Origin of the sequence: Serratia sp. BW106, assembly GCF_002607755.1 — a bacterium.
In the GTDB taxonomy this organism is placed as follows: domain Bacteria; phylum Pseudomonadota; class Gammaproteobacteria; order Enterobacterales; family Enterobacteriaceae; genus Serratia; species Serratia proteamaculans.
Genome location: NZ_MCGS01000012.1, coordinates 145,774 through 169,460, shown reverse-complemented (window position 1 = coordinate 169,460; position 23,687 = coordinate 145,774). Strand labels below are relative to the sequence as shown.

24 protein-coding genes are annotated in these 23,687 nt (G+C 55.7%); 14 read left to right on the top strand and 10 right to left on the bottom strand.

The window, feature by feature from the left end; translation table 11 throughout:
• Positions 1 to 120: 120 nt before the first annotated feature.
• Both BEI65_RS11150 and BEI65_RS11145 read left to right on the top strand, forming a co-directional pair.
• Complete coding sequence (locus tag BEI65_RS11150) at positions 121 to 705, top strand: NTP transferase domain-containing protein (protein ID WP_099063382.1); 585 nt, start codon at positions 121 to 123, stop codon at positions 703 to 705.
• Positions 706 to 712: 7 nt separating this feature from the next.
• Positions 713 to 1,765, top strand: coding sequence for an XdhC family protein (locus tag BEI65_RS11145; RefSeq protein WP_099063381.1), 1,053 nt, complete (start codon positions 713 to 715; stop codon positions 1,763 to 1,765).
• Here BEI65_RS11145 and BEI65_RS11140 read toward each other — a convergent pair.
• Positions 1,689 to 2,555, bottom strand: a complete 867-nt coding sequence (locus BEI65_RS11140) for a helix-turn-helix domain-containing protein (RefSeq protein WP_099063380.1) — start codon at positions 2,553 to 2,555, stop codon at positions 1,689 to 1,691. The genes BEI65_RS11145 and BEI65_RS11140 overlap by 77 nt on opposite strands.
• 169 nt (positions 2,556 to 2,724) lie before the next feature.
• The gene (fumA, locus tag BEI65_RS11135; RefSeq protein ID WP_099063379.1) at positions 2,725 to 4,371 is read right to left on the bottom strand and encodes a class I fumarate hydratase FumA; all 1,647 of its coding nucleotides are present in this window, start codon (positions 4,369 to 4,371) and stop codon (positions 2,725 to 2,727) included.
• Positions 4,372 to 4,742: 371 nt separating this feature from the next.
• On the opposite strand from fumA, the gene BEI65_RS11130 reads away from it, so the two are divergent.
• From BEI65_RS11130 to ruvX, 6 genes are all read left to right on the top strand, one after another.
• Positions 4,743 to 5,255: a SprT family zinc-dependent metalloprotease gene (locus tag BEI65_RS11130; protein ID WP_099063378.1), complete on the top strand. Its 513-nt coding sequence runs from the start codon at positions 4,743 to 4,745 to the stop codon at positions 5,253 to 5,255.
• 101 nt (positions 5,256 to 5,356) lie between these two features.
• Positions 5,357 to 6,052 (top strand): deoxyribonuclease I, encoded by a 696-nt coding sequence (endA, locus tag BEI65_RS11125; RefSeq protein ID WP_099063377.1) that lies wholly within the window; start codon positions 5,357 to 5,359, stop codon positions 6,050 to 6,052.
• 186 nt (positions 6,053 to 6,238) lie between these two features.
• On the top strand, positions 6,239 to 6,970 hold the full coding sequence (rsmE, locus tag BEI65_RS11120; RefSeq protein ID WP_099063376.1) for a 16S rRNA (uracil(1498)-N(3))-methyltransferase: 732 nt from the start codon (positions 6,239 to 6,241) through the stop codon (positions 6,968 to 6,970).
• Positions 6,971 to 6,980: 10 nt separating this feature from the next.
• On the top strand, positions 6,981 to 7,931 hold the full coding sequence (gene gshB / locus BEI65_RS11115) for a glutathione synthase (protein WP_099063375.1): 951 nt from the start codon (positions 6,981 to 6,983) through the stop codon (positions 7,929 to 7,931).
• 146 nt (positions 7,932 to 8,077) lie between these two features.
• A complete protein-coding gene (locus BEI65_RS11110; RefSeq protein ID WP_099063374.1) occupies positions 8,078 to 8,641 on the top strand; it encodes a YqgE/AlgH family protein in 564 nt (187 codons plus the stop codon).
• A complete protein-coding gene (ruvX, locus tag BEI65_RS11105) occupies positions 8,641 to 9,063 on the top strand; it encodes a Holliday junction resolvase RuvX (RefSeq protein ID WP_099063373.1) in 423 nt (140 codons plus the stop codon). The genes BEI65_RS11110 and ruvX overlap by 1 nt, the downstream gene beginning before the upstream one ends.
• Here the strand turns inward: ruvX and BEI65_RS11100 are convergent.
• From BEI65_RS11100 to BEI65_RS11080, 5 genes are all read right to left on the bottom strand, one after another.
• A complete protein-coding gene (locus BEI65_RS11100; RefSeq protein WP_099063372.1) occupies positions 9,026 to 11,209 on the bottom strand; it encodes a fimbria/pilus outer membrane usher protein in 2,184 nt (727 codons plus the stop codon). The genes ruvX and BEI65_RS11100 overlap by 38 nt on opposite strands.
• Before the next feature lie 72 nt (positions 11,210 to 11,281).
• Positions 11,282 to 11,725, bottom strand: a complete 444-nt coding sequence (locus tag BEI65_RS11095) for a DUF1090 domain-containing protein (protein ID WP_099063371.1) — start codon at positions 11,723 to 11,725, stop codon at positions 11,282 to 11,284.
• 123 nt (positions 11,726 to 11,848) lie between these two features.
• The gene (locus BEI65_RS11090) at positions 11,849 to 15,430 is read right to left on the bottom strand and encodes a transporter substrate-binding domain-containing protein (protein WP_099063370.1); all 3,582 of its coding nucleotides are present in this window, start codon (positions 15,428 to 15,430) and stop codon (positions 11,849 to 11,851) included.
• The gene (locus BEI65_RS11085) at positions 15,417 to 16,049 is read right to left on the bottom strand and encodes a response regulator transcription factor (RefSeq protein WP_198404430.1); all 633 of its coding nucleotides are present in this window, start codon (positions 16,047 to 16,049) and stop codon (positions 15,417 to 15,419) included. Before BEI65_RS11085 ends, BEI65_RS11090 begins: the two co-directional genes overlap by 14 nt.
• Before the next feature lie 156 nt (positions 16,050 to 16,205).
• Entirely contained in the window at positions 16,206 to 17,198 is a 993-nt protein-coding gene (locus tag BEI65_RS11080; protein ID WP_099063368.1) for a type IV pilus twitching motility protein PilT, read from the bottom strand.
• A gap of 20 nt (positions 17,199 to 17,218) precedes the next feature.
• On the opposite strand from BEI65_RS11080, the gene BEI65_RS11075 reads away from it, so the two are divergent.
• From BEI65_RS11075 to hemW, 6 genes are read left to right on the top strand one after another with little or no spacing between them, the layout of a single operon-like run.
• Complete coding sequence (locus BEI65_RS11075; protein WP_099063367.1) at positions 17,219 to 17,926, top strand: YggS family pyridoxal phosphate-dependent enzyme; 708 nt, start codon at positions 17,219 to 17,221, stop codon at positions 17,924 to 17,926.
• A gap of 20 nt (positions 17,927 to 17,946) precedes the next feature.
• Positions 17,947 to 18,768 (top strand): pyrroline-5-carboxylate reductase, encoded by an 822-nt coding sequence (gene proC, locus BEI65_RS11070; protein ID WP_099063366.1) that lies wholly within the window; start codon positions 17,947 to 17,949, stop codon positions 18,766 to 18,768.
• Positions 18,769 to 18,799: 31 nt separating this feature from the next.
• On the top strand, positions 18,800 to 19,354 hold the full coding sequence (locus tag BEI65_RS11065) for a YggT family protein (RefSeq protein WP_085118923.1): 555 nt from the start codon (positions 18,800 to 18,802) through the stop codon (positions 19,352 to 19,354).
• On the top strand, positions 19,351 to 19,641 hold the full coding sequence (yggU, locus tag BEI65_RS11060) for a DUF167 family protein YggU (RefSeq protein WP_020828604.1): 291 nt from the start codon (positions 19,351 to 19,353) through the stop codon (positions 19,639 to 19,641). Before BEI65_RS11065 ends, yggU begins: the two co-directional genes overlap by 4 nt.
• Positions 19,642 to 19,658: 17 nt before the next feature.
• A complete protein-coding gene (locus tag BEI65_RS11055; protein ID WP_099063365.1) occupies positions 19,659 to 20,252 on the top strand; it encodes an XTP/dITP diphosphatase in 594 nt (197 codons plus the stop codon).
• Positions 20,245 to 21,384, top strand: coding sequence for a radical SAM family heme chaperone HemW (gene hemW, locus BEI65_RS11050; protein WP_099063364.1), 1,140 nt, complete (start codon positions 20,245 to 20,247; stop codon positions 21,382 to 21,384). Before BEI65_RS11055 ends, hemW begins: the two co-directional genes overlap by 8 nt.
• Before the next feature lie 35 nt (positions 21,385 to 21,419).
• Here hemW and BEI65_RS11045 read toward each other — a convergent pair whose 3' ends face one another.
• From BEI65_RS11045 to glsB, 3 genes are all read right to left on the bottom strand, one after another.
• A complete protein-coding gene (locus BEI65_RS11045; RefSeq protein WP_099063363.1) occupies positions 21,420 to 21,854 on the bottom strand; it encodes a DUF29 domain-containing protein in 435 nt (144 codons plus the stop codon).
• Positions 21,855 to 21,954: 100 nt separating this feature from the next.
• The gene (locus tag BEI65_RS11040; protein ID WP_099063362.1) at positions 21,955 to 22,671 is read right to left on the bottom strand and encodes a DUF2884 domain-containing protein; all 717 of its coding nucleotides are present in this window, start codon (positions 22,669 to 22,671) and stop codon (positions 21,955 to 21,957) included.
• Between the two features lie 30 nt (positions 22,672 to 22,701).
• Positions 22,702 to 23,625 carry a glutaminase B gene (gene glsB, locus BEI65_RS11035; RefSeq protein WP_099063405.1) on the bottom strand — a complete coding sequence of 308 codons (924 nt, stop codon included), beginning with the start codon at positions 23,623 to 23,625 and terminating at the stop codon, positions 22,702 to 22,704.
• Positions 23,626 to 23,687: the final 62 nt, after the last annotated feature.

The following is a 23,687-nucleotide window of genomic DNA, read 5'->3' as shown; positions in this document are numbered from 1 at the left end:
AGCATATGCTTATAACCAAAATTATGTGATGATTAACATGCTGTTTTCAAGAAAAACACATCTCAAAAACACATATTTTTAGTAAGGTAATAATAAGTTGCGCAAATTCGGGCGGGTAAGATGACGACAGGCATAGTGATCGCCGCTGCCGGACGTGGGGAACGCTTCTCTCAGGCCGGTGGCGAAGGCAATAAATTGAATGCCGAGTTTGCGGATCAGTCCGGCCGACGACGCTCGCTGTTTGAACAGACGCTGTGTCAGGCGCTGGCTTCGGGCCTGCCGGTATGGGTCGTCACCCGGCCGGATAACCTTCAGGTACAACAGGTTTGCGCCGTCTATCAGGTGCCGGTCACGCTGCTGGCCAGCGCGGGTCTGGGGGATTCCATCGCCGCCGGGGTGAAGGCTACGCCGCACTGGCAAGGCTGGTTGATACATTTAGCGGATATGCCCTTCGTCACGCCAGGCGTTTTCCAGCAGGTGGCTACCGCCTTATCGCAACACGCCATCGTCCGCCCCAGTTTCCTGCAGCAGCCGGGCCACCCGGTCGGATTTTCCGCCCTTTTGCGCAAACAACTTGGCCAATTGCGTGGTGATAATGGCGCGCGTGAACTGCTTAAAGGGCAGTCGGTGTACCTGCTTTCTCTTGATCAACCCACGGTGGTGCAGGATATTGATCTTCCGTCACAGCTACCGGCCAGCGAGTAAATCACCTATGCAACATCTCGATATCACCGTGGTCAACCAGGCGATAAGCTGGCTGAAGCAACAACCGGTGTGGCTGTGCACCGTACTGAATACCTATGGCTCCTCGCCGCGATCGCCAGGGGCACTGCTGGTGGCCACCCAGGACGGGCATTATTGCGGTTCGTTGTCGGGCGGCTGTGTAGAAGAAGATTTTCTGCGGCGCGTGGCGGCCGGAGAGTATCAGGCGGCCAGCCAGGTGATCCGTTACGGTGAAGGAGGCCTGGAACCGAACGTGGCGCTGCCCTGCGGTGGCGTGCTCGAGGTGCTGATTGAATCCCTGCCAACCGGTGATGACAGCATTGCCTATCTGACCCAAATTGCCGGTGCGCTGAACGGACACCATGCGCTGGTCAAACGCCTGACCCTGCCCGATGCCTGTTCCAGCCTGACGTTGACCGACTTCGCCAGCGCTACCCAGGTGGAGCGTCGTGGGCCGCAAGTCACTCTGCATATCGCTGCGGCACCACGTTTGCTGATCGCCGGGCTGTCCAGCGTGGCGTTGTACTGCGCCGATTTCGCCAGTTCATTGGGGTTTGAAGTGTTGGTGTGTGAGAACCGGCCGGAGGCGCTGGATAATTTCGCCGAACAGCTTAAATCCAACGTGACGCTGTTGCGTCAGTTCCCGGCCAAGTTTATTGAAGACGGCGGCTGCCACGCCAATACTGCGATTGTGGCGCTGACCCACGATCCGCGCATGGACGATCTGACGCTGATGGAGGCGATCCACACCCCGGCATTTTACATCGGTGCCATGGGATCATTGCGCAATAGCGCACGGCGGCGCCAGCGTCTGCAACAGATTGCCGAATTCAGCCCGCAAGAGCTGGAACGCATTCATGCCCCGATAGGCCTGCCGCTCGGCAGTAAAACCCCGGCGGAGATCGCGTTGGCGGTGATGGCGGATATCGTGCAGCAGAAAAACCGCACTAGCGCCGCTCGATCGGTCAACCAAGGGGAGTTACAGGCACCAGATGCTGGAGCTCAAGATGCAGCTCCTCCCGCTCGTTCAGTGAATAGTTGAACATCGTCAGGTCTGGTCCTTCCCTGCGGGCCAGGCCCAATTCCGGCAATACCTGGGTGTAAATCTGTATCACATGGTCATGCAAGGCCACCGGTTTGCCGGAGTAACAAAAACGGCAAAAATCGCCGTGAATTTCCTGCCATAGTTCGAGGCCGGCATCATCACTGACCGGGCAATCCGCCGCAACGCCGAGGGCATACTCCACCCGGACCTGTTCCCCATCAGGAATCAGCTGGGTAAGCGAATAGGTCAACGCCGGTCGGCTGGCCACCAAGTGATAGAATCTCTCTCTGATTTTGCTGCGGATGTGCAGATGCGACTTATCCAAATCGGTAATATCGAGATGGTAAGCGTAACCTTTCCCTTTGATCGCATACTGACCTTTGGCCACATTGATTCGGTCAACCTGAATGTCACCAGGGTGGTTGGCTGACAGCGAACGAACCAGATGGCTGAAGTCCTGCTTGCGGGCGTGGCGATAAACGCTGGGGGATTCGGCAAAGTGCTTCTTGAAGCAACGGGAAAAGGTTTGTTGGTTATCAAACTGATATTCAATGGAAATATCAAGAATGGTTTTTTGCGTAAAGCGCAGAGCAAAAGCGGCGAGATACAAGCGGCGGGCCCGAATATAGGAAGCCAGCGACAGGCCGGTCTGCGTTTTGAACATTCGTTGCAGATACCATTTCGAGTAGCCTGATTTGGCAGAAACGATATCCAATGATAGCGGGTTGGTCAGGTTGTCTTCAATCCAGACCAGCAGTTCCCTGATATGATTTTCCTGCGTTTCCATGTATTTGCCGAACCTTCTGTGCCAAATATGCCTTTATGCGTGTATTACTGCTCCGCACGTAGGGTATACAGGTTAAAACGCGGCGTCCAGCGGGCTACAGGACTTTACACTGGGTTTGATCAAGGCGGGAACTTGCCGCCCGATAACGGGCGACAAGTCTTTGCGAGAGTTACTTCACGCAGCGAGAACACTGGCCGGCCTGGATCTTCTGGAAGAAGTCATTGCCTTTATCATCCACCAGAATAAACGCCGGGAAATCTTCCACTTCAATTTTCCAGATCGCTTCCATCCCCAGCTCAGGGTATTCGACGCAGGTCAGGCTCTTGATGCTCTGCTGCGCCAGCACCGCTGCCGGGCCACCAATGCTGCCGAGGTAGAAGCCACCGTGTTTGTGGCAGGCGTCAGTCACCTGCTGGCTACGGTTACCCTTGGCCAGCATGATCATGCTGCCGCCGTGGGACTGCAGCAGATCAACGTAAGAGTCCATACGCCCGGCGGTGGTTGGCCCCAGTGAACCCGAAGCGTAACCGTCCGGCGTTTTGGCCGGACCGGCGTAATAAATCGGGTGATCCTTGACGTACTGCGGCAGACCTTCACCGTTGTCCAGACGCTCTTTCAGCTTGGCGTGCGCGATGTCACGCCCCACGATGATGGTACCGCTCAGCGACAGGCGGGTGGACACCGGGAATTGTGACAGCTGCTTGAGGATCTCGGCCATTGGGCGGTTGAGGTCAATCTTGACGGCCTCGCCTTCCCCAGCCTGACGCAGTTCCTGCGGAATAAACTTGCCCGGATTGTGCTCCAGCTTCTCCAGCCAGATACCGTCACGGTTAATCTTGCCCTTGATGTTACGGTCAGCGGAACAGGAAACCCCCATGCCCACCGGACAGGATGCGCCATGGCGCGGCAGGCGCACCACGCGGATGTCATGCGCAAAGTATTTGCCGCCAAACTGCGCGCCCAGCCCCAGATTCTGCGCCTCTTTCAGTAATTCTTCTTCCAGTACCACGTCGCGGAATGCCTGGCCGTGTTCGTTACCTTCGGTTGGCAGGCCATCGTAGTACTTGGTCGAGGCCAGCTTGACGGTTTTCAACGTCGCTTCGGCCGAGGTCCCGCCGATAACAAACGCCACGTGGTAAGGCGGACAGGCTGCGGTACCCAGCGTGCGCATTTTCTCGACCAGATAATCCTTCAGCTTGCCCGGGGACAGCAGCGCCTTGGTTTCCTGGTAGAGATAGGTTTTATTGGCTGAACCACCGCCTTTGGCGATGCACAGGAATTTGTATTCTTCACCGTCGACGCTGTACAGATCGATCTGCGCAGGCAAGTTGCTGCCGGTGTTGACCTCGTTGTACATATCCAGCGCGGCGTTTTGCGAATAACGCAGGTTGTCTTCGATAAAGGTGTTGTACACCCCACGTGACAATGCCGCTTCGTCACCGCCACCGGTCCAGACGCGCTGGCCCTTTTTGCCGACGATGATGGCGGTGCCGGTATCCTGGCAGGTCGGTAAAATACCCTTGGCGGCGATTTCTGAGTTACGTAAAAATTGCAGCGCAACGTACTTGTCGTTTTCGCTGGCGTCCGGATCCTTGAGGATATCGGCCACCTGCTGCTGGTGTGCCGGACGCAGCATGAATGAGGCGTCATGGAACGCGTGCTGAGCAAGGAGGGTTAACGCTTCGGGGGCCACTTTCAGCACTTCCTGGCCTTCAAACTCGCTCACGGAAACGTGATCGCGGCTCAACAGATAGTATTCGGTGTCATCTTTCTTCAGCGGGAACGGATCTTGATAATGGAACGGTTTATTCGACATTGATCTCTCACTTGCAACATCAGCTGCGTTAAATTCACACTTACTCAGCCAGCTCGGGGCAGGCCGCGTCAGAAAACTCCCCACACCTTACGTATTTTTAATCAGTCGGTTATTGCGCTAAATCGCATAATAACCTGCTGGTTTGTAGGGGCGCTGTATACTGCGCCCGTGTTAATCGGGACGAATATATTCATCCCCTACAGGTACAGTCTCAGCATGTACCCTTTATTATCCCGCAGTTAACACAATGATTACAATCCATCAGCATCGATCGGGTTATCAATGCGGTGAAAAACCTGTCTGGCGGACGGTCAGCAAATTAGTTTTGCGTCTTATTGCCAGCCGGTTCGCCATTGCTTAAGCTAGCCGCAATGAACAAAGTAAGAATCCCCATTGCGCTGCAACAGGCGGCGATGCGCTGTCTGCGAGAAAAACTGCAGCTGGCCCGTCAGCACTTTTCCGTCGAGTTCCCCGAGCCCAAAGTCGTTTACCAGCAACGTGGCACCAGCGCGGGCACCGCCTGGCTACAGGCCTGGGAAATCCGGCTGAATCCGGTGCTGCTGATGGAAAACCAACAGCCGTTTATCGATGAGGTGGTGCCGCATGAACTGGCGCACCTGCTGGTATTCCGTCAGTTTGGCCGCGTACCGCCGCACGGCCGGGAATGGCGCTGGATGATGGAAAGCGTGTTGCAGGTACCGGCCAGCCGTACCCACCAGTTTGAGATTGCCTCGGTGCAGAGCAAAACCTACCCCTACCGCTGCAGTTGCCAACGGCACCAGCTCACCGTGCGCCGCCACAATCGGGTGATGCGCGGAGAAAGTGAATATCGCTGCCGCCAGTGTGGCGACAAGCTGAAATTTTTTGCCGGTGAACCCATTTAGCGAAACGATTTATACGTTAAAACAAGCCAGTATCGTCGTTTGCTACGACTGTCAACTTCCGCTACCCTGCCTGCTTTTCCAATTTTGAGCTGTTTTGGAATATGCTTCGCAAAATTTTATTTTTGGTGGTTCTCTCTGCCGGTGCCGCACAGGCGCACGGCATCAATAACTTTTCTCAGGCCAAGGCGGCAGCGGCCAAAATCAATCAGGACGCGCCCGGCTCCTTCTACTGCGGCTGCCGGATCGACTGGCAGGGCAAGAAAGGCATTCCCAATCTGAACAGTTGTGGCTATCAGTCGCGTAAAAATGCCCAACGCGCGCAACGTATCGAATGGGAACACGTGGTTCCGGCCTGGCAGTTCGGCCACCAATTGCAGTGCTGGCAACAGGGCGGCCGCAAAAACTGCAATAAAGACGCCGGCTACCGCCAAATCGAAACCGATTTGCACAACCTGCAGCCGGCGATAGGTGAAGTGAATGGCGATCGTAATAACTTTATGTACAGCCAGTGGAAAGGCGGCGAAGGCCAGTATGGCCAGTGCCCGATGAAAGTGGACTTCAAAAATAAGCAGGCCGAACCGCCGGTCCGCGCCCGTGGCGCGATCGCCCGCACCTACTTCTATATGCGCGACCGCTACCAACTGCGGCTTTCACGCCAGCAGACCCAGCTTTTCGAGGTGTGGAACCGCCAGTATCCGGTCAACCAGTGGGAATGTCTGCGCGAAGCACGCATCGCTAAGGTTCAGGGCAACCATAATCCTTATATTCAGCAGGCTTGCCAGCAACTAAAGGGCTAAATCCCCTTCGTACTTAAAACTGCAGCGGTGTTGACTGCGTGAGCGCCCCCGAATCACTTACTTAAGTAAGCTCATCGGGATGCACTCACTTGCCGCCTTGCTGCAGCTTCAATTACTTTGGGTATATACTCTTTTTTTTCAAGCTGCAGCACTGATGACTGCACATGAGTCAGGATCGAATATTCAATGCGTATACCCCGTATTTATCACCCGCAGCCGTTGATCGACAATGCGGAAATCTTCTTAAGCGAAGACGCCGCCAACCATATCGGGCGTGTACTGCGCATGAATGCTGGCCAGGCGCTGCAGTTATTCGACGGCAGCAATCAGGTGTTCGACGCCGAGATCACCCATGTCGACAAGAAAAGCGTGCAGGTGCAGCTCAGCGCCGGGCAACGGGAAGACCGTGAATCACCGCTCAATCTGCATCTGGGCCAGGTGATTTCTCGCGGTGAAAAGATGGAATTCACCATTCAGAAATCCATCGAACTGGGGGTTAACGTCATCACCCCGCTGTTTTCCGAGCGCTGCGGCGTAAAGCTGGACGGCGAACGCCTGGCGAAAAAAATTCAACAGTGGCAGAAGATTGCCATCGCCGCCTGCGAACAGTGTGGCCGTAACCGCATCCCGGAAATCCGCGAGGCAATGCAACTGGAAGCCTGGTGTGCCGAGCAGGATGGCAGCCTGAAGCTCAACCTGCATCCACGCGCCAGCCACAGCATCAATACCCTTCCCCTGCCGGTGGAACATGTCCGCTTGCTGATTGGGCCGGAAGGCGGTTTATCCGCCGACGAAATTGCGATGACCACAGGCCACGGATTTACTGATATCCTGCTTGGGCCACGCGTTCTGCGTACAGAAACCACAGCGCTCACCGCGATTACCGCTTTGCAGGTACGTTTCGGCGATCTGGGTTAAAGGAGAAAAGATGATTAAGCTCGGCATCGTGATGGACCCTATCGCCTCCATCAATATCAAGAAAGACACCAGCTTCGCCATGCTGCTCGAAGCGCAGCGCCGTGGCTGGGAACTGCACTATATGGAGATGGACGATCTCTATCTGCACGCCGGTGACGGCCGCGCCCGTACCCGCCTGCTGAACGTGAAAGAAGATAAAGAGAGCTGGTTCAGCTTTGGTAGCGAGCAGGATCTGGCGCTGCATGATCTGGACGTGATCCTGATGCGTAAAGATCCGCCATTCGATACCGAATACATCTACGCGACCTATATTCTCGAGCGCGCAGAGGTCAAGGGCACGCTGGTGGTCAACAAGCCGCAGAGCCTGCGTGACTGCAACGAAAAGCTGTTCACCGCCTGGTTCCCGGAACTGACGCCGGACACCCTGGTCAGCCGCAGCGCAGCGCACATCCGCAAATTCCACCAGCAGCATGGCGACATCATCCTCAAGCCGCTGGACGGCATGGGCGGCGCGTCAATCTTCCGCGTGAAACAGGATGATCCAAATCTGTCGGTGATTATCGAAACCCTGACCGAACACGGCAGCCGTTTCTGTATGGCGCAGAACTTCATTCCGGCGATCAAGGAAGGCGATAAACGCATTCTGGTGGTGGACGGTGAGCCGGTACCTTACTGCCTGGCACGTATTCCGGCGCAGGGCGAAACCCGCGGTAACCTGGCGGCCGGTGGCCGGGGTGAGGCGCGTCCGCTGAGCGAAAGCGACTGGAAAATTGCACGTGCGGTAGCCCCGACGCTGAAAGAAAAAGGGCTGATCTTCGTTGGCCTGGACGTGATTGGCGATCGACTGACCGAAATCAACGTCACCAGCCCAACCTGCGCGCGCGAAATCGAAGCGGCCTTCCCGGTGTCGATCACCGGCATGTTGATGGACGCGATCGAAAAGCGTCTGGCAGCGAAGTAATCCGCAGTGCGGGCGGCGATGTCGCCCGCAATCCTGGCTTCCTGGATCGAGGCTCTCGGCTCACGCTGCAACTTGAAAGGCGACGGGGATGGCCGCATACTGGCGGCTGTTTAACTTATCACCCATCAACTGTCTAAAATAACACCATGAATTTACAGCACCATTTTCTTATCGCTATGCCATCACTTCAGGATCCTCGCTTCAAACGCTCGGTGATTTATGTCTGCGAGCACAATGAAGACGGCGCCATGGGCCTGGTGATCAATAAACCGGTGGAACAGTTCACGGTGGAAACAGTGTTGAGCAAACTGAAGATCATAGCGCAGGCGCGCGATCCGGCCATCAGCCTGGACAAACCGGTATTTGCCGGCGGCCCGCTGGCGGACGATCGCGGTTTTATTCTGCATACGCCGCGCAAAGGCTTTGGCTCCAGCATTCAGATCTCGCCGGATACCATGATCACCACCTCGAAAGACGTGCTGGAAACGCTGGGCACCCCGGAGCAACCGGATGACGTGCTGGTCGCGCTCGGCTATGCCGGTTGGGAAAAAGGCCAGTTGGAACAGGAAGTGCTGGAAAACGCCTGGCTGACCATTGAAGCCGACACCGACATTCTGTTCCATACGCCGATCGCCAACCGCTGGCGCGCGGCTGCCAACCGTCTGGGTATCGACATCTGCAGCATTGCCAACCACGCAGGACATGCCTGATGACTAACCGCACCATTATCGCCTTCGACTTCGGCACCAAAAGCATTGGTGCCGCCATCGGGCAGGAACTCACGGGCAGCGCCCGCGCGCTGGCGGCCTTCAAAGCTCAGAATGGTTCACCGGACTGGCAAAAGATCGAGAAACTGCTGAAAGAATGGCAGCCGGATCTGGTGGTGGTCGGCCTGCCGCTGAACATGGACGGCACCGAACAGTTGGTGACCGAGCAAGCTCGCAAGTTCGCCAACCGCCTGCACGGCCGCTTTGGCGTCCAGATCGCACTGCATGACGAGCGCCTCAGCACCGTCGAAGCCCGCGCCAACCTGTTCGATCGTGGCGGTTTCCGCGCGCTGGACAAGGGCAGCGTAGACTCGGCCTCGGCAGTGGTTATTCTGGAAAGCTGGTTTGAGCGGCAGCTGGGCTAACTTTTTCAGCCGGTGCAAACCGGCTGAACATGATGGCACCCGCCGTCGGTACCACTTCAATCTCGTCCTCCGGTAACGTCCAGCCCTCCCGCAGCCCGTAAGTATCCAACGACAGCCGATTGACCCGATACGAGGTCAATGACCCCACAATCGCATAGCCGCGCCAGTCGGTGGTCACGCCATATTGGTTATCCACGCCAATGCCGGGCGAGTCAGGCACGCTGACCAGCGCCATGGTTTCGCCCAAAGTCTGTCCGAGCGTCACCCCCTGTTGGGATGCAATCAGGCTGCCTGAAAGTTCGGCATTCTTCTGCTGATAACCCAGGCCACGCGAATACCCTACTCGCAGTTGACCGGCATTGTATTGATAACCGGCACTGAGATCCTGACTGCCGCCTTTTTTCTGGCTCTGCGTGGCGCTGGCCGCATAGTTGAGGCTGTAATCCTTCAGTGCCGTGCCACTGATGCCCAGGCGGCGGCTATCTTCACCATTCTTCACCAGCGTATGGTCGTAGTTAAGCCTCACCCGCGGCAACAATACCGCGCTCATGGGGATGGAGAACGACAGGCCGACCTGGGCCTGATCTTTACCGTAAGACCGTTGGTTATATTCAGCATGCAGGGAAACGTCCAGCTCACCCCAACTGCTGCTCACCCCCAACTCAAGACTGGTCTCGCCTTTCTCCTGCCCGCGTAGGGTCTCTTTTACCAGCGTCAAATAGGCACTGTCCGAATCCGTAATGAATTGGTTATAGCTTGCCTCGAGGCGGTATTTTTTTTCAGCGTCAAAATCACCGGTAAAAATACCGTCCTCCCAATCCCACCAATAGGTCTTCTGCTGGGCTATCGCCTCATTGAAAGTGCGATAACTTTGTCTGGGGGGATAATACTGCGCCAACAGGCTAAACGAGGACTCCCACTGAGGTATCGCCTTGGCATAACGCAAGCGGGCCATGCCGCCGTTATCCGGCTGTTGCCGCCGCGGCTCAAGCGCAGATGAATGGCTGTAGTCAATTGACAAGGCCCCCCACTGATCCAGACTTTTGCCCACGCCCACGGCGGCACTGCGATAAAGATCTGAGGTGAGAAAACCGCCGTACAGCGTCATCTTATAGGCTAGGCCGCTGCTGAGCGACATTTCGCCAAATACCGGCTGCGCTTGTTCAACACCGTGGTAAGGCTGATATTTCCCCACGGTGGCGTCGTACTTCCAATGGTAACGGTGCACCAGATTGGGCATCGATGAATACGGGATCCTTCGTTCGGTTTCGGTACCGTCACTTTCCTTGATGATCACTTCAATATCACCATCAGGGGCCGGTGGATAAACATCCTTCAGAATAAAAGTACCGGGCGAAACAAAAGTCTGATAAATCACCACGCCGTTCTGACGGATCTTCACCTGCGCGTTGCTACGCGCATAGCCACGTAGCCAGGGTGAAAAAGCGCGCAGGCCATCCGGTAACATCCTGTCGTCCGACACCAGGCTGATACCGCGATACTTCACACTTTTGAACAACGTAGAGGGCGTGTTGTTATCGCCCAGGGTCAACTGAGAGCGCCAGGCCCGGATATCGCGAAAGGCGAACGCCCGCTCGGTATACCATGCGGGTTTACCCCAGGTTTCTTCCTGATAAACCGGCTCGTAACGCAAACGCCAGGCACCAAGATTAACGCCACTGTTAATATCCGCATTCATCCGACGACGACGATCGGTATTACGGTATTTTTCACCCTGGTAGTGACTGTAATTGAGCCGATAATCGACAAAGGCGGCGTTAATGCCGTCATCCCAACGGCTGGTGACCACGCCATTTTCCTTATTGGTGATAAGTGGCTCCGGGATCACCAGGGTTAACAACTGCGCATCGGGGTCAAAAAACTTTTTGATATTACGCTGGGTCAAAGCCGTCGGCATCACGCAGCCCTCGACCGAGAAATACATGGCGGCGACGTCCGGATAGCGCATTCCCCATTCCCTGAGCAGGGGGGCAGTAATGCAAACCTCTCCACTGGGGGTCTGGTCGAACCCGATACGCCCATGGTAGGTATTATTCACAATGACGTAAATTTTGTTGCTCTCTGCCAGACAGGCAGGAGCCACCAGTGCCGTCAGCAGCAGCGAAATGCGCAGAGAGAAGATCATGGAATGTTGATATCGGCTTTTTAACCCAATAAAAAAGGCGCTTTACGCGCCTTTGGTCTTGAGCCAAAAAGCTTAGCCTTGCAGGGCGGCCAGCTCAGCACGAGCCTGACGCAGGTCAGCGGTGATTTCATTCACGTCGGACTGTTTTTCCTGAAGCTTTTTCTGATACTTAGCGACTTTCTTGGCATCGCCTCGTGCCTGTGCTTCACCTAAATCAGCCTGTACCTGATTCACGTTATTTTGCTTCTCAACCAGCTTGCGCTCCAGCTTGTCGATTTTTTTCTGGTTCTTGGCGGCCAGACCACTGTCGGTACAATTGGCTTGCAACTCGTTCAAGGCTTTCTGCAGCCCAGCCACTTTGTTGCTGTTGCCGTATTTCTGCGCTTCTCTGATCTGGTTTTCAATTGCGCCACGCTTGGCATTGCAATCGTTACCTGCCGCAGTAGCCACTGAAGCAAAACCTGCACCCAACGCCAGAACCAGTGGCAGTGCGATTAATTTAGTCATTTTTTTCATTATCATGTCCCTTTTCAACGATAAATAAGTGGGGATGGCCCCCTCCATCTTGTCGGACAGATAATAGATTTATGCAGATGACGTTAATATCGACAGATGGCTTCATTGCTCTGTAGGAACGGACTACCCCTCTGTAGTCCGTGTATCGGCCAACGAAAGACTCTGTTGCAGTACCCCGATCAAATCGGTAGCCGCCTGCACCACGGCATCCATATCATCGATATCACCGCTCGCCGCCAGACGTCGACAAGCCTCCGCCAGCAGATCGGCATGCACTAAACGGGCGGCACCCAACAGCTTATGGGCGACTTCAGCAATCTGGCCGTTATCTGGCAACCGGTGATCCCGCAGTGCGTTTAACTCCGCGCAGTCTTCGTCCAGGCTTTCGATCAGCGTTGCAACAAACTCATTGAATACCCCAGCAACACGCAATTCTGCGGGTAAGGCTGCGGGATCAAAAATCCGCAGGTCGCTGCCCGCATCACCGGGTTCAACTGACAAGGTGCGAAGTTTTTCGGTAAGAATTTGCAGATTCACCGGCTTGAACAGGCAATCATTCATCCCGGCCTGCAGGCAGGCTTCCCGGGCGCTGCCCTGGGCATCCGCCGTCAGCCCCCAGAGCGCCACCGCCGGTAAGCCCTGTTCGCGCTCTTTCACCCTCAACCGACGGGTGAAGTCATAGCCGTCCATATTCGGCATATGGCAATCGGTGATCACCAAATCGACCCTTTGCTGCTCCAGCGCCTTCAGGGCCTGTATGCCGTCTTCAACCGGGAGCGGATGATGACCAAGGAAGCGCAACTGCTGCGTCAGCAACAAGCGTCCGGCACGGTGATCTTCCACCACCAGGATCCGTAAGCCAGCCCGTTCGGGAGCTTCCACCGGAGATGCCGTCGGCGGCGGCACTATTGCCAGCAGGCGCGGTATCGACAGTGAAACCGTCACCTCGGTACCGATTTCCGGTTCACTGACCAGGGCAATGCTGCCTCTCATCATGGCGATCAGGGTGCGGCAAATATAAAGCCCCAGCCCGGCACCATGGCTGCCTGCCATATTTTTCCCCTGAGAGAACGGCTGGAACAGTGCGGACTGGGTTGCGGTATCAATGCCCTTGCCGGTATCGATAACCCTGATTCGCATCTCCAGACGCTCATCGTCGACGGCATCCACCAGCGCACTGAGGGTGACCGTGCCCTGCCCGGTGAACTTAATTGCATTGCTGACCAGGTTTGAGATCACCTGTTTAAATCGCACCGGGTCGATCATCACATCACTGGCAATCTCGGCATCAATATCCAACTTAAAGCCCAGCCCCTTCTGGCGAGCGACTCCGTCAAACAGGATGGCCACCGACTCAATCAACTGCCTTAAATCAGCGCGCTCCGGGTGCAGCACCAAACGTTCGGACTCAATACGCGAGATATCCAGAATGTCGCCAATCAGCGCCAACAGTGAATGGGCCGAACCCTGGGCGATATTCAATAAATCGACATCTGCTTCCCCGCCGCGTTGCCGCTGCCGCAACACCAGTTCCAGCATGCCAATAATGGCATTCAGTGGGGTACGGATCTCATGGCTCATGGTGGCAAGAAAGGTGGTTTTCGCCCGGTTGGCGCTATCGGCCCGTTCCTTGGCTTGCTGCAATTGCACAATCAGCTGCTCGCGCTCGGTGATGTCAAACCAGCCGCCCACCTTGCTGTCACACTGCCCCTGCTGCGCCATCAGCAAGGTGCTCCACTGCTCCAAAATATGGGGGTGCCCGCCAAAGGTCAGCTGTCGGGTGAGTAACAACGCATGGGGATCCTGTTCATTTGAACTCAGAGCAATATCTTCAGCGCCAGACAGACTGAGCTGAAAGCTTTCCAGGCTATTGCCTACAGCCTCCGTCGGAGCCAGACCCAGCGCTTGATAAAAGCGTGCATTGGCCAAGATTATTTTTTCTTTTAAATCGGTGAGATAAATGGGTATCGGCACGGCATCCAGCAACATTTGCTGATGCAGGGCCATCTCATTACGCAAGGCTTCCAGGCGGTGCTGATGTTGCCGACGATAAAAAATAAATATCGCCAGAAAGCACAGCAATATTGCAGCCAGTGCCAGTAACGCCGGGCGGTAATACCGGGCCATGGAAGCCCCTTCAACGCTCTCGCTGTTCATTAGATAAGCATTGTTGTACCAGTTACGGGTCATGGCATGAATATCCTCCGGCGGAATACTCAGTAATGCCTTATCCAGAATGGTCGCCAGCGGATATTCACTGCCGGAAACGCCCATGACAAAACGCGCCGGTTCTGAATCCAGCCCACGAAGGATCTGCAAACCGGGTTGAGAACCATGGGAAAGCAGAAAATCTGCGCTGATCATCGGCAACACCAGTACATCGGCACGCCCGTCGGTCAAGGCCTCTATCCCGGCGTAAGGCGTCGCTACTGGGATGATGCGGCTCTGCGGGTAGTGCTGTCGCAAGAACGCATCAAGCGGATGACCCCGGACCAATGCAATACGCTGCGGCTGCAAATCGGCTTTTTGTGCCTCATGCCCCACCAGTACCCAGGAATTAAACAGATAGGAACGGGTGGTTAACAGCCCGTTGGGCCACACCGCATCCAGAGTAACGCCGGCGACCACGTCGGCTTTGCCGCTTTTCATCTCCTCCAGCGACTGCTGCAATGATGTGGCCCGAATGACATCGAACCTCAACCCGGTGCGGGTAGAGATCGCCTCAAGCACATCCGCCGTCAGTCCATGAAAATAACCCTGTTCATCGAAGAAATTCAGCGGCGCAAAATCATCGTTAACCACCACTCGAACCCTGGGATTATCTTCAATCCATTTGCGCTCCAGCGAGGTAAACAGCAGGTGCTTTCCGGCAGACGCCATCGGCGCCCCGCCGCTCCAGCGACTCTGGATCGCCACCACCGCACTGTCGGGGATCGTCTCCAATACCCGGTTCAATATCCTTTGCAGACGGCCATTGCTACTCGCTACGGCAAAAGCAAAACCGTTGGCATCTTCCTGCGGCAACAGTTGTAGACGCAGATTATTCAGGTTTGCCTGATTGATCAGATAGCGGGCGGAGATAGCGTCACCGATAAACGCATCGAGATTATTAAAAGAAAGGGCCTCCAGTGCACGTCGCGAGGAGTCGTAGATTTGAGTGCTGCCAGCCGGAAAGCGCCGGATCAAAGCTTTACGGTTGCGGTACAAACTTTCAATGCCGACCCGCCGGATCGGTTTACTGTGCAGCAGGCTGTCGGTTCTCTCGACCAGTGCCGGACTGGCGACCAGATAAGGATGACTGAGCAACAGGCCATGTTTCTGCTTATCCTCGTCGCTGGCATTAGCGATAAGGTCCACTTCCCCTCTGGCCAGGGCCTGTAGCAGCAACTCATAGCTTTCGTAGTAGCGGACTCGTACCTGGATATTGAGGTTGTAGCCGATGATGCCCAGATAATCGGCATTAATCCCCCCATAGTCATGCAACCCGGTGGTGATGTCATAAGGAGGATAATTGGGCGCTGCCGTGCCGTAGATCAGCATGCGTTTTTGGCGCAACCATTGCCAGTCGCTGCCTTTAAGCCCCGGCTCGGGCAATTGAACCTGGCTACGGCTATCCAGGTTTATTTCCCGAAAGGTCGGGGTAACCTCTGCGATGACGCTGCTGCAAAACAACAGCAATATTAAAAATAATTTATTCATCATCATTGCGACTATTTTGATGATGAAGAAAACTCGCCAAATCCTCGACGCGATGGACCTTTAGTTTATCCATCAGACGTGCCTTGTAAGTGCTGATGGTTTTATTACTTAACAGCAAGCGATCGGCAATCTCTTTATTGCTTAATCCTTCGCTCAAATAACGCAGCACGGTCAATTCACGATCGGAAAGGCGCGTCATGACATCTTCATTTTTCGCTGGTGTATTCAGCAACGAGCTAAAGGTTCCCTGAGGAAAACAAAGATAGCCTTGCAACACCAGTTGGCACAGCGGCGCCAGTTGGCCAACATCCAGCTCTTTACTGAAAAAACCGCAGGCACCGGCACGCCAGACACGCTCGGCATAGATCTCCGCCGGCAGGCTGCTATAGACCACCACTTTCATTGAACTATCTATTTGACGAATGTGTTGCAGGATCTGCAAACCGTCCATTTTGTTCAGCATAATGTCCAGAATGACCAACTGGGGCTGAACCTGTTTTATTTTTGCCAATGCCGCCATTCCATTGGTGGCGGTTATAATTAAGTTATTTCCTAATGGAGCAAGAATTGTCTTAACCGCAAAGCAAATTGCCGGATGATCGTCAATAATCAACCAGGTGTTCATAAGGATATCCTTATCCAAAAGACAGCATTCAGGAAATACGCTCAAACGCTTCATTAAATAGTTAATAAAGGGCATGAGTTAATATTTTTAATGGGTTATTACAGAATGACCGATGGGTTTTATCATCTCACAACGGCTATTTTAGCGATTGTGGCATTATAATATTCCTTGCGCAACCCGCTGCTGCAGCCCCTGTTCAAAGGTCTGCATACCGGACTGCCCGCCGGTTTGCAGCACGTTAGCCAATTGATGGGTTTTGCCCTCACGGATCATGCTGCTGACCGCCGCCGTTGCCGTCAGTACCTCAAAAATTGCCACCCTGCCACCGCCGGGCCGACTCAACAATTTTTGTGCAATCACCGCCTGTAAGCTGCCAGCCAATTGGGCACGTACATAAGGTTTTTCTTCCGCCGGAAAAACATCCACCAGCCGATCCACCGCCTGCGGCGCACTGCGGGTATGCAATGTGGCCAGCACCAGATGGCCGGTTTCCGCCGCGGTCAGTGCCAGACGGATCGTGGTGGTATCGCGCAGCTCCCCCAGCAGGATCACATCCGGATCCTCACGCAGAGCAGCCCGCAGCGCATCGTCAAAGCTATGGCTGTCGCGACCCAGCTCCCGTTGCTGGATCAAACACTGCCGGCTGCAGTGGATAAATTCGATCGGGTCTTCCAGCGTAAGGATATGGCGCCGCTGGTGCTGATTGATCTCGTCAATCATCGCCGCCAGGGTGGTGGATTTTCCGCTGCCAGTCGCACCGGTCACCAGGATCAGGCCATCTTCGCGCCGAACCAGAGCCGGAATAATGTCTGGCGCGGCCAACGCGGCCAAGGTTGGGCAATGGCCGGCAATCAACCGCAAAGCAATCGAGACTCCCTGGCTTTGCAGAAAGAAATTGGCACGCAGACGGATCTCACCCGCCAGTGAAAGCGCCAGATCCAGCTGCCCCAACTGCTGTAACTGCTGCCGCTGCAACGGTTGCAGCAGGGTGTTGCACAACAGCTGCATTCTCGCTGCGGTCAGAATTTCTGCCCCTGCCAGCGGCTGCAGTTCACCATCAATGCGCAACATCGGCCGATGTCCGGTACAAAGGTGCAGATCGGAAGCATTATGCTTTACACTAAGGGCCACGAATTCATCGATATCCATATCAATCTCCTGGGTCAATAATGAGCACTATCCAACAGAATCTGCAGGATGTCAGAAACCGCATTGCCGCGGCCGCTCAAGGCTGCGATCGCGCTCCAGAAGAAGTTACGCTGCTTGCCGTAAGCAAAACCAAACCTGTGGCGGCGATCGCAGAAGCCATCGCGGCAGGCCAGCGCGCCTTCGGCGAGAACTATGTTCAGGAAGGCGTGGATAAGGTTCAGCATTTCGCCGCGCTGCCGGAAGGTGCAACATTGGATTGGCACTTTATCGGCCCTTTGCAATCCAACAAGAGCCGACTGGTGGCAGAGAACTTCGCCTGGTGCCACACCGTTGATCGGCTGCGTATTGCCCTGCGTTTGAGCGACCAGCGCCCGGCAGAGATGCCACCGCTTAACGTTCTGATCCAAATAAACATCAGCGATGAACAGAGTAAATCTGGCATTGTACTGGCTGAATTGCCGGCGCTGGCAGAAGCGGTTGCCGCGCTGCCAAACGTCAGGCTGCGCGGGCTGATGGCCATTCCGGCTCCGCAAGAGAATTACCAGAGCCAGTTGGCGGTGTTCGGTCAGATGCGCGACGCCTTCCTGGCTCTGCAACAGCAATATCCGCAGGTGGACACGCTGTCGATGGGCATGACCGACGACATGACGGCAGCGATTGCCGCAGGCAGCACCCTGGTGCGCATCGGCACCGCCATTTTTGGCGCCCGTGATTATTCACAGGCCTGACACATTAACGAGGGATTTTGATGCAGCATCGTAAGATTACCTTTATTGGTGCCGGTAACATGGCACGCGCTATCATCGCCGGCCTGGTAGCTGGCGGTTATCCGGCCAAATCCATTAGCGTCTGTGCACCTTCGGCTAAAAACCGTGATGCACTGGCGGCGGACTACGGCATCATCAGTAGCAGTGACAACCTGGCCTGTGCTCAAGCGGCCGATGTCGTGGTGCTGGCGGTAAAACCGCAGATGATGGCCGATGTCTGTCAGCCATTGCGTGAACGGGTCGATTTCAGCGGCAAGCTGGTTCTGTCGATCGCCGCCGGTATCCAGGTCAGCCGTTTTTACCAACTGCTGGGCGACCACCTGAACATCGTGCGCATCATGCCCAATACCCCCTCACTGGTAGGTAAAGGCATGAGCGGCCTGTATGCACCGCAACAGGTCAGCCAACAGGACCGCGACTACAGCAGCGATTTGATGGCGTCAGTCGGCAAGGTGTGCTGGGTGGATGCCGAAAACGGCATTAACGGCGTCATCGCCGCTGCCGGTAGCGCACCGGCTTATTTCTTCCTGTTTATGGAAGCCATGCAGCAAGAAGCCGAACGTATGGGCTTCGACAGCCAGACCGCCCGTAATCTGGTGCAGCAGGCGGCCTCCGGCGCTGCCGCGCTGGTGGAAGCCAACCCGGATACACCATTGTCGACCCTGCGTGAGCAAGTGACCTCTAAAGGCGGCACCACCGCCGAAGCGCTGCGGGTCTTCAACGAACAACAGCTGCCGGCAACCGTGGCCAAAGCCATGCAGGCGGCAGTTTCCCGTGCGCAGGAAATGGAAAAATCATTTTAAATAATCGAGAGTTAAGGAGAAGGGCTACTACATGCTAACGCTGACTTTTTTGGTCAAAACCGTTGTTGATCTGTACGTCATGGTACTGCTGCTGCGCATCTGGATGCAGTGGACGCGCGCTGACTTTTACAACCCATTCGCACAGTTTATCGTGAAGATCACCCAACCGGTGATCGGCCCGCTGCGCCGTGTCATTCCGTCCCTCGGGCCGATCGACAGCGCATCGCTGCTGCTGGCGTTCCTGCTGATGACCATCAAGTATCCGCTGCTGCTGCTGATCCAGGGCGGTGCGATGTCACTCAGTCCGTATAATCTGTTGTTTGGGCTGATCTCGCTAGTGAAGTCGGCCGGTTACCTGATCTTCTGGGTGATGATTATCCGCGCGCTGATGAGCTGGATCAGCCAGGGCCGCAGCCCGATTGATCAATTGATGTATCAACTGACCGAACCTTTGATGTCCCCGATCCGCCGTATCTTACCGGCAATGGGCGGCATTGATTTTTCAGCGATGGTGGTGATCCTGATCCTGTATCTGATCAACTACCTGGGCATGGATCTGTTCGGTGAGATCTGGTTCCTGCTGTGAGTGCAGTGACCCCGGTACTGGACGGGCTGGCGATCAGGCTATATATTCAGCCGAAAGCCAGCCGCGACCAGATTGTCGGTTTGCATGGCGACGAACTTAAAGTCGCCATTACCGCCCCGCCGGTAGACGGCCAGGCCAACGCTCATCTGATCAAGTTTCTCGCCAAGCAGTTCAAGGTGGCGAAAAGCAACGTCACCATCGAGAAAGGCGAACTGGGGCGGCATAAACAGTTACGCATCGTTAATCCGCAACAGATCCCCGCCGTGGTCGCGGCGCTAATCGAATAAATTTCAAGGTAGTCATCATGCAAAAAGTCGTTCTTGCCACCGGTAACCCGGGCAAAGTGCGCGAACTCGCCGACCTGCTGGCCGATTTCGGGCTGAATGTGGTCGCACAAACCGAGCTGGGCGTGGAGTCCGCTGAGGAAACCGGCCTGACGTTTATTGAAAACGCCATCCTGAAAGCCCGTCACGCGGCGCAAATCACCGGCCTGCCGGCGATTGCCGACGACTCGGGCCTGGCGGTAGACGCATTGGGCGGCGCACCGGGCATCTATTCTGCGCGTTACGCGGGCGTTGACGCCTCCGACCAGCAAAACCTCGACAAACTGCTGGTGGCGCTGAAAGACGTGCCGCAGGGCAGCCGCGGTGCGCAGTTCCACTGCGTGCTGGTGTATATGCGCCACGCAGAAGATCCAACGCCACTGGTGTTCCACGGCAGCTGGGCCGGTGAAATCACCCACGCCGCGGCAGGTGAAGGCGGTTTCGGTTACGATCCGATCTTCTACGTCCCGGAACTGGGTCGCACCGCCGCCGAGCTGAGTCGCGACGAGAAACGCGCAGTGTCACACCGTGGTAAAGCACTGAAACTGATGCTGGAAGCGATGCGCAATGCTTAAGTTGCCTCCATTAAGTTTGTACATTCATATCCCGTGGTGCGTGCAGAAATGCCCGTACTGCGACTTCAACTCGCATGCGTTGAAGGGCGAAGTCCCGCATCAGGAATATGTCGATCACCTGCTGGCGGATCTGGATGCCGATCTGCCGCTGGTAGCCGGCCGTGAAATCAGTACTATTTTTATCGGCGGCGGCACCCCCAGCCTGCTGAGTGCCGAGGCGATGCAATCGCTGCTGGACGGCGTGCGAGCACGCATCCACGTGGTTGACGGTGCCGAGATCACCATGGAGGCCAATCCCGGTACCGTGGAGGCCGATCGCTTCAGCGGCTACCAGCGCGCCGGAGTGAACCGCATCTCTATCGGAGTGCAGAGCTTCAGCGCCGAGAAGTTAACTCGCCTGGGGCGCATACACGGCCCGGAAGAGGCCAAACGTGCAGCGCACCTGGCCACCGGTCTTGGCCTGCGCAGTTTTAACCTCGATCTGATGCATGGCCTGCCGGACCAGTCGCTGGAAGAGGCGCTGGACGATTTGCGCCAGGCGATTGCCCTTAATCCGCCGCACCTGTCGTGGTATCAGCTGACCATCGAACCCAATACCCTGTTCAGTTCACGTCCGCCGGTCCTGCCGGACGACGACGCGCTGTGGGATATTTTCGAACGGGGCCATGAGTTACTGAGCGCTGCCGGCTATCAGCAATATGAAACCTCGGCCTATGCCAAGCCGGGTTACCAGTGCCAACACAACCTCAACTACTGGCGTTTTGGCGACTATCTGGGGATTGGCTGTGGCGCACACGGCAAACTGACATTCAGCGACGGCCGCATTCTGCGCACCGCGAAAACCAAGCATCCGCGCGGTTTTATGCAGGGCAAGTATATGGACAAGCAGCATGAGGTGACGGCAGCAGATCGGCCGTTCGAGTTCTTTATGAACCGCTTCCGCCTGCTGGAGGCGGCGCCGCGTGCCGAGTTCGTCAACTACACCGGGCTGGATGAAAGCACTATCCGTGCACAGTTGGACGAAGCACTGGCGAAAGGCTATCTGGAAGAGACGCCGGAATATTGGCAGATCACCGAGAAAGGCAAACTGTTCCTTAACTCGCTGCTGGAGCTATTTCTGGCAGACGAATAGCAAAAAGCGCTGAATTATCAGCGCTTTTTTTGGTTTTAATCTGGATAGAACTCGTGGGAAAGCACCTGCTGGATATCCCAAATACCGTTTTCCGGATAAACGTCCAACCCGGCTTCGGTCGTCGCCAGCGCTATCGCCTTGGACCAAATGACATCCAGCCAGTCAGCGTCGCTAAGCTTGACTTTTAAACTCGGCGACTCCTTCAGACTGTAAAGCACCTCTTTGCGCTGGGCTTTAATGGTTCTTTCCCAACTGGTGCCACGACGCGCCGGCTGATATTTCCATTTCAGCAGATGCGCGATCAGCACTGTCATACGGCTTGCAAGTTCCCTTTGCTCGCTCTTTCCCACGTCCTCAATCTCCTCGGCGATCTTTTCAACATCGATCTCAGACAATTTTCCGGAGCGCAAAAGAGCTGCCTGTTCATTTGCCCAGGCGACAACATCAGTTTCGTAGCGAGTATGGCTCATAGCGTTCTCCGTAAACACCCATGAATCTGTACATAGTTCAACCAGTCTGTCAGATAACCATCAGGAGGTCAAAAAACACGCTACCCACGGTAATTTCGCGTTACTTCAAAGCATTAAGCAGGTCTTTACGTTGGGTTTCCAGGCCGGTAACGCGGTTACAGACATCGTGACCAAAGTTCTGGAAGTCCTGCTCCTGGTTGTTCCATTCGTTCTGAATCGCCTTCTGCAGGCCACCCAGATTGCCCATGATCGCCTGCAGCGGATTGCCGCCGCTGTTGGCCGCCTGCTTGACGCCCATCTCATTCAGACTGTCCTGCAATACGCCGCCCATGCTCTGCTGCACCAGATTACGGCCATCCTGCTCAACCTGATCAATCGCCTTGTGATGGAAGGTCAGGCCGTCGCTGCGGTGTTCAATAATACGGTTCATCTGCTGCTTGAGCTGGCCATTGAGCGTAGTCAGGCGGTTGCGCACGTTGCTGTCGCTGCCCAGCTCTTTAACGATCACCTTATCCAGTGCCACACGCGCTTTTTCCAGGTGTTGTTGTGCACCATTGTCAATCCACGGCAGCTCTTTACGCAATGCGCTCTGGTAGCTGAAGGCCTTTTGACGCTGGCTGTCATTCAGGCTCAACGCCTGGCCGTTGCGGGTCACATCGCCATCCGCTGAAATCTGCAGGTTGCCGCTGGCGCCTGTCACCTGCACGTTCTGCGGGCTGATAATCACGTCGTCCTGGGGTTTAACGCTGCACTGATACTCGGCATGCGCCTGTGAAGCAGTCAACAGCAGTAAGGCTAACCCGGTTTTCTTTAACATATTTTCTCCTGACTCCCTTCCGTGGTGGGATTAAAAAATCGAACGGCTAATCCGTTGAGACAACAGTTCCAGCGCCGCAGTTCCCGCCAGTGAGTTACCGGAGGCATCCAGCTCCGGCGACCAGACGGCGATCGACAGCTCATCGGGGACGATGGCGACAATGCCGCCGCCGACACCCGACTTGCCCGGCATACCTACGCGGTAGGCAAATTCTCCCGCGCCGTCGTACATGCCACTGGTCATCATCAGCGCATTGATCTGGCGCGCCTGCAGTGGGCTGATCACTTCGCGCCCGCTAAGATCACGCCCGTGATTGGCCAGATAAACAAAGCTACGTGCCAGCTCCTGGCAGCTCATCCGCAACGCGCAGTAGTGGAAATAGGTTTGCAGCACGGTGAGCACGTCGTTTTCAAAGTTGCCGAACGACTTCATCAGATAGGCTATCGCCGCATTGCGATCGGAGTGTTCAAACTCGGAACGGGCAACCCGCGAGTCGTAGGCCAGGTCTTCTTCACCGGCCAGTTGGCGCACCACTTCCAGCATGCGTTGCTTGGGAGCGCTGAGCCGCGTTTGCAGCATGTCACACACCACCAGCGCACCGGGGTTGATAAACGGATTGCGCGGTTTGCCCTGCTCCATCTCCAACTGCAGCAACGAGTTGAACGGCAGACCGGAAGGCTCCTTGCCGACCCGTTGCCAGATCTCGTGCTCCTGATAACGGGCCAGTGCCAGCGTCAGGCTCAGCACCTTGGAGATCGACTGAATAGAGAAGCGCTCGGTGGCGTTCCCGGCCTGGAACATTTCGCCGTCGACGGTACAAACGGCGATCGCCAGACGATCGGCCGCCACTTCCGCCAGTGCCGGTATATAGTCCGCCACCTTGCCCTGGCCAATCAGCGGGCGCACCTGTTGCAGGATCTCTTCCAGCAACGCGTTATCCAATGTCGTTACCACCGCGCTCACACTCCGGACAAAACAAAGGTGCCGTTAAGGCACCTTAAAATCAATAAGCTGGC

Bases quoted from the DNA above. Each gene is read 5' to 3' on its own strand.
- rsmE (WP_099063376.1), top strand. From the start codon at position 6,239: ATGCGTATACCCCGTATTTATCACCCGCAGCCGTTGATCGACAATGCG.
- fumA (WP_099063379.1), bottom strand. From the start codon at position 4,371: ATGTCGAATAAACCGTTCCATTATCAAGATCCGTTCCCGCTGAAGAAA.
- BEI65_RS11130 (WP_099063378.1), top strand. From the start codon at position 4,743: ATGAACAAAGTAAGAATCCCCATTGCGCTGCAACAGGCGGCGATGCGC.
- BEI65_RS11110 (WP_099063374.1), top strand. From the start codon at position 8,078: ATGAATTTACAGCACCATTTTCTTATCGCTATGCCATCACTTCAGGAT.
- BEI65_RS11085 (WP_198404430.1), bottom strand. From the start codon at position 16,049: ATGAACACCTGGTTGATTATTGACGATCATCCGGCAATTTGCTTTGCG.
- BEI65_RS11080 (WP_099063368.1), bottom strand. From the start codon at position 17,198: ATGGATATCGATGAATTCGTGGCCCTTAGTGTAAAGCATAATGCTTCC.
- proC (WP_099063366.1), top strand. From the start codon at position 17,947: ATGCAGCATCGTAAGATTACCTTTATTGGTGCCGGTAACATGGCACGC.
- BEI65_RS11075 (WP_099063367.1), top strand. From the start codon at position 17,219: ATGAGCACTATCCAACAGAATCTGCAGGATGTCAGAAACCGCATTGCC.
- BEI65_RS11150 (WP_099063382.1), top strand. From the start codon at position 121: ATGACGACAGGCATAGTGATCGCCGCTGCCGGACGTGGGGAACGCTTC.
- ruvX (WP_099063373.1), top strand. From the start codon at position 8,641: ATGACTAACCGCACCATTATCGCCTTCGACTTCGGCACCAAAAGCATT.
- BEI65_RS11065 (WP_085118923.1), top strand. From the start codon at position 18,800: ATGCTAACGCTGACTTTTTTGGTCAAAACCGTTGTTGATCTGTACGTC.
- BEI65_RS11140 (WP_099063380.1), bottom strand. From the start codon at position 2,555: ATGGAAACGCAGGAAAATCATATCAGGGAACTGCTGGTCTGGATTGAA.
- BEI65_RS11095 (WP_099063371.1), bottom strand. From the start codon at position 11,725: ATGAAAAAAATGACTAAATTAATCGCACTGCCACTGGTTCTGGCGTTG.
- BEI65_RS11055 (WP_099063365.1), top strand. From the start codon at position 19,659: ATGCAAAAAGTCGTTCTTGCCACCGGTAACCCGGGCAAAGTGCGCGAA.
- BEI65_RS11145 (WP_099063381.1), top strand. From the start codon at position 713: ATGCAACATCTCGATATCACCGTGGTCAACCAGGCGATAAGCTGGCTG.
- hemW (WP_099063364.1), top strand. From the start codon at position 20,245: ATGCTTAAGTTGCCTCCATTAAGTTTGTACATTCATATCCCGTGGTGC.
- BEI65_RS11045 (WP_099063363.1), bottom strand. From the start codon at position 21,854: ATGAGCCATACTCGCTACGAAACTGATGTTGTCGCCTGGGCAAATGAA.
- BEI65_RS11090 (WP_099063370.1), bottom strand. From the start codon at position 15,430: ATGATGATGAATAAATTATTTTTAATATTGCTGTTGTTTTGCAGCAGC.
- endA (WP_099063377.1), top strand. From the start codon at position 5,357: ATGCTTCGCAAAATTTTATTTTTGGTGGTTCTCTCTGCCGGTGCCGCA.
- gshB (WP_099063375.1), top strand. From the start codon at position 6,981: ATGATTAAGCTCGGCATCGTGATGGACCCTATCGCCTCCATCAATATC.
- BEI65_RS11100 (WP_099063372.1), bottom strand. From the start codon at position 11,209: ATGATCTTCTCTCTGCGCATTTCGCTGCTGCTGACGGCACTGGTGGCT.
- BEI65_RS11040 (WP_099063362.1), bottom strand. From the start codon at position 22,671: ATGTTAAAGAAAACCGGGTTAGCCTTACTGCTGTTGACTGCTTCACAG.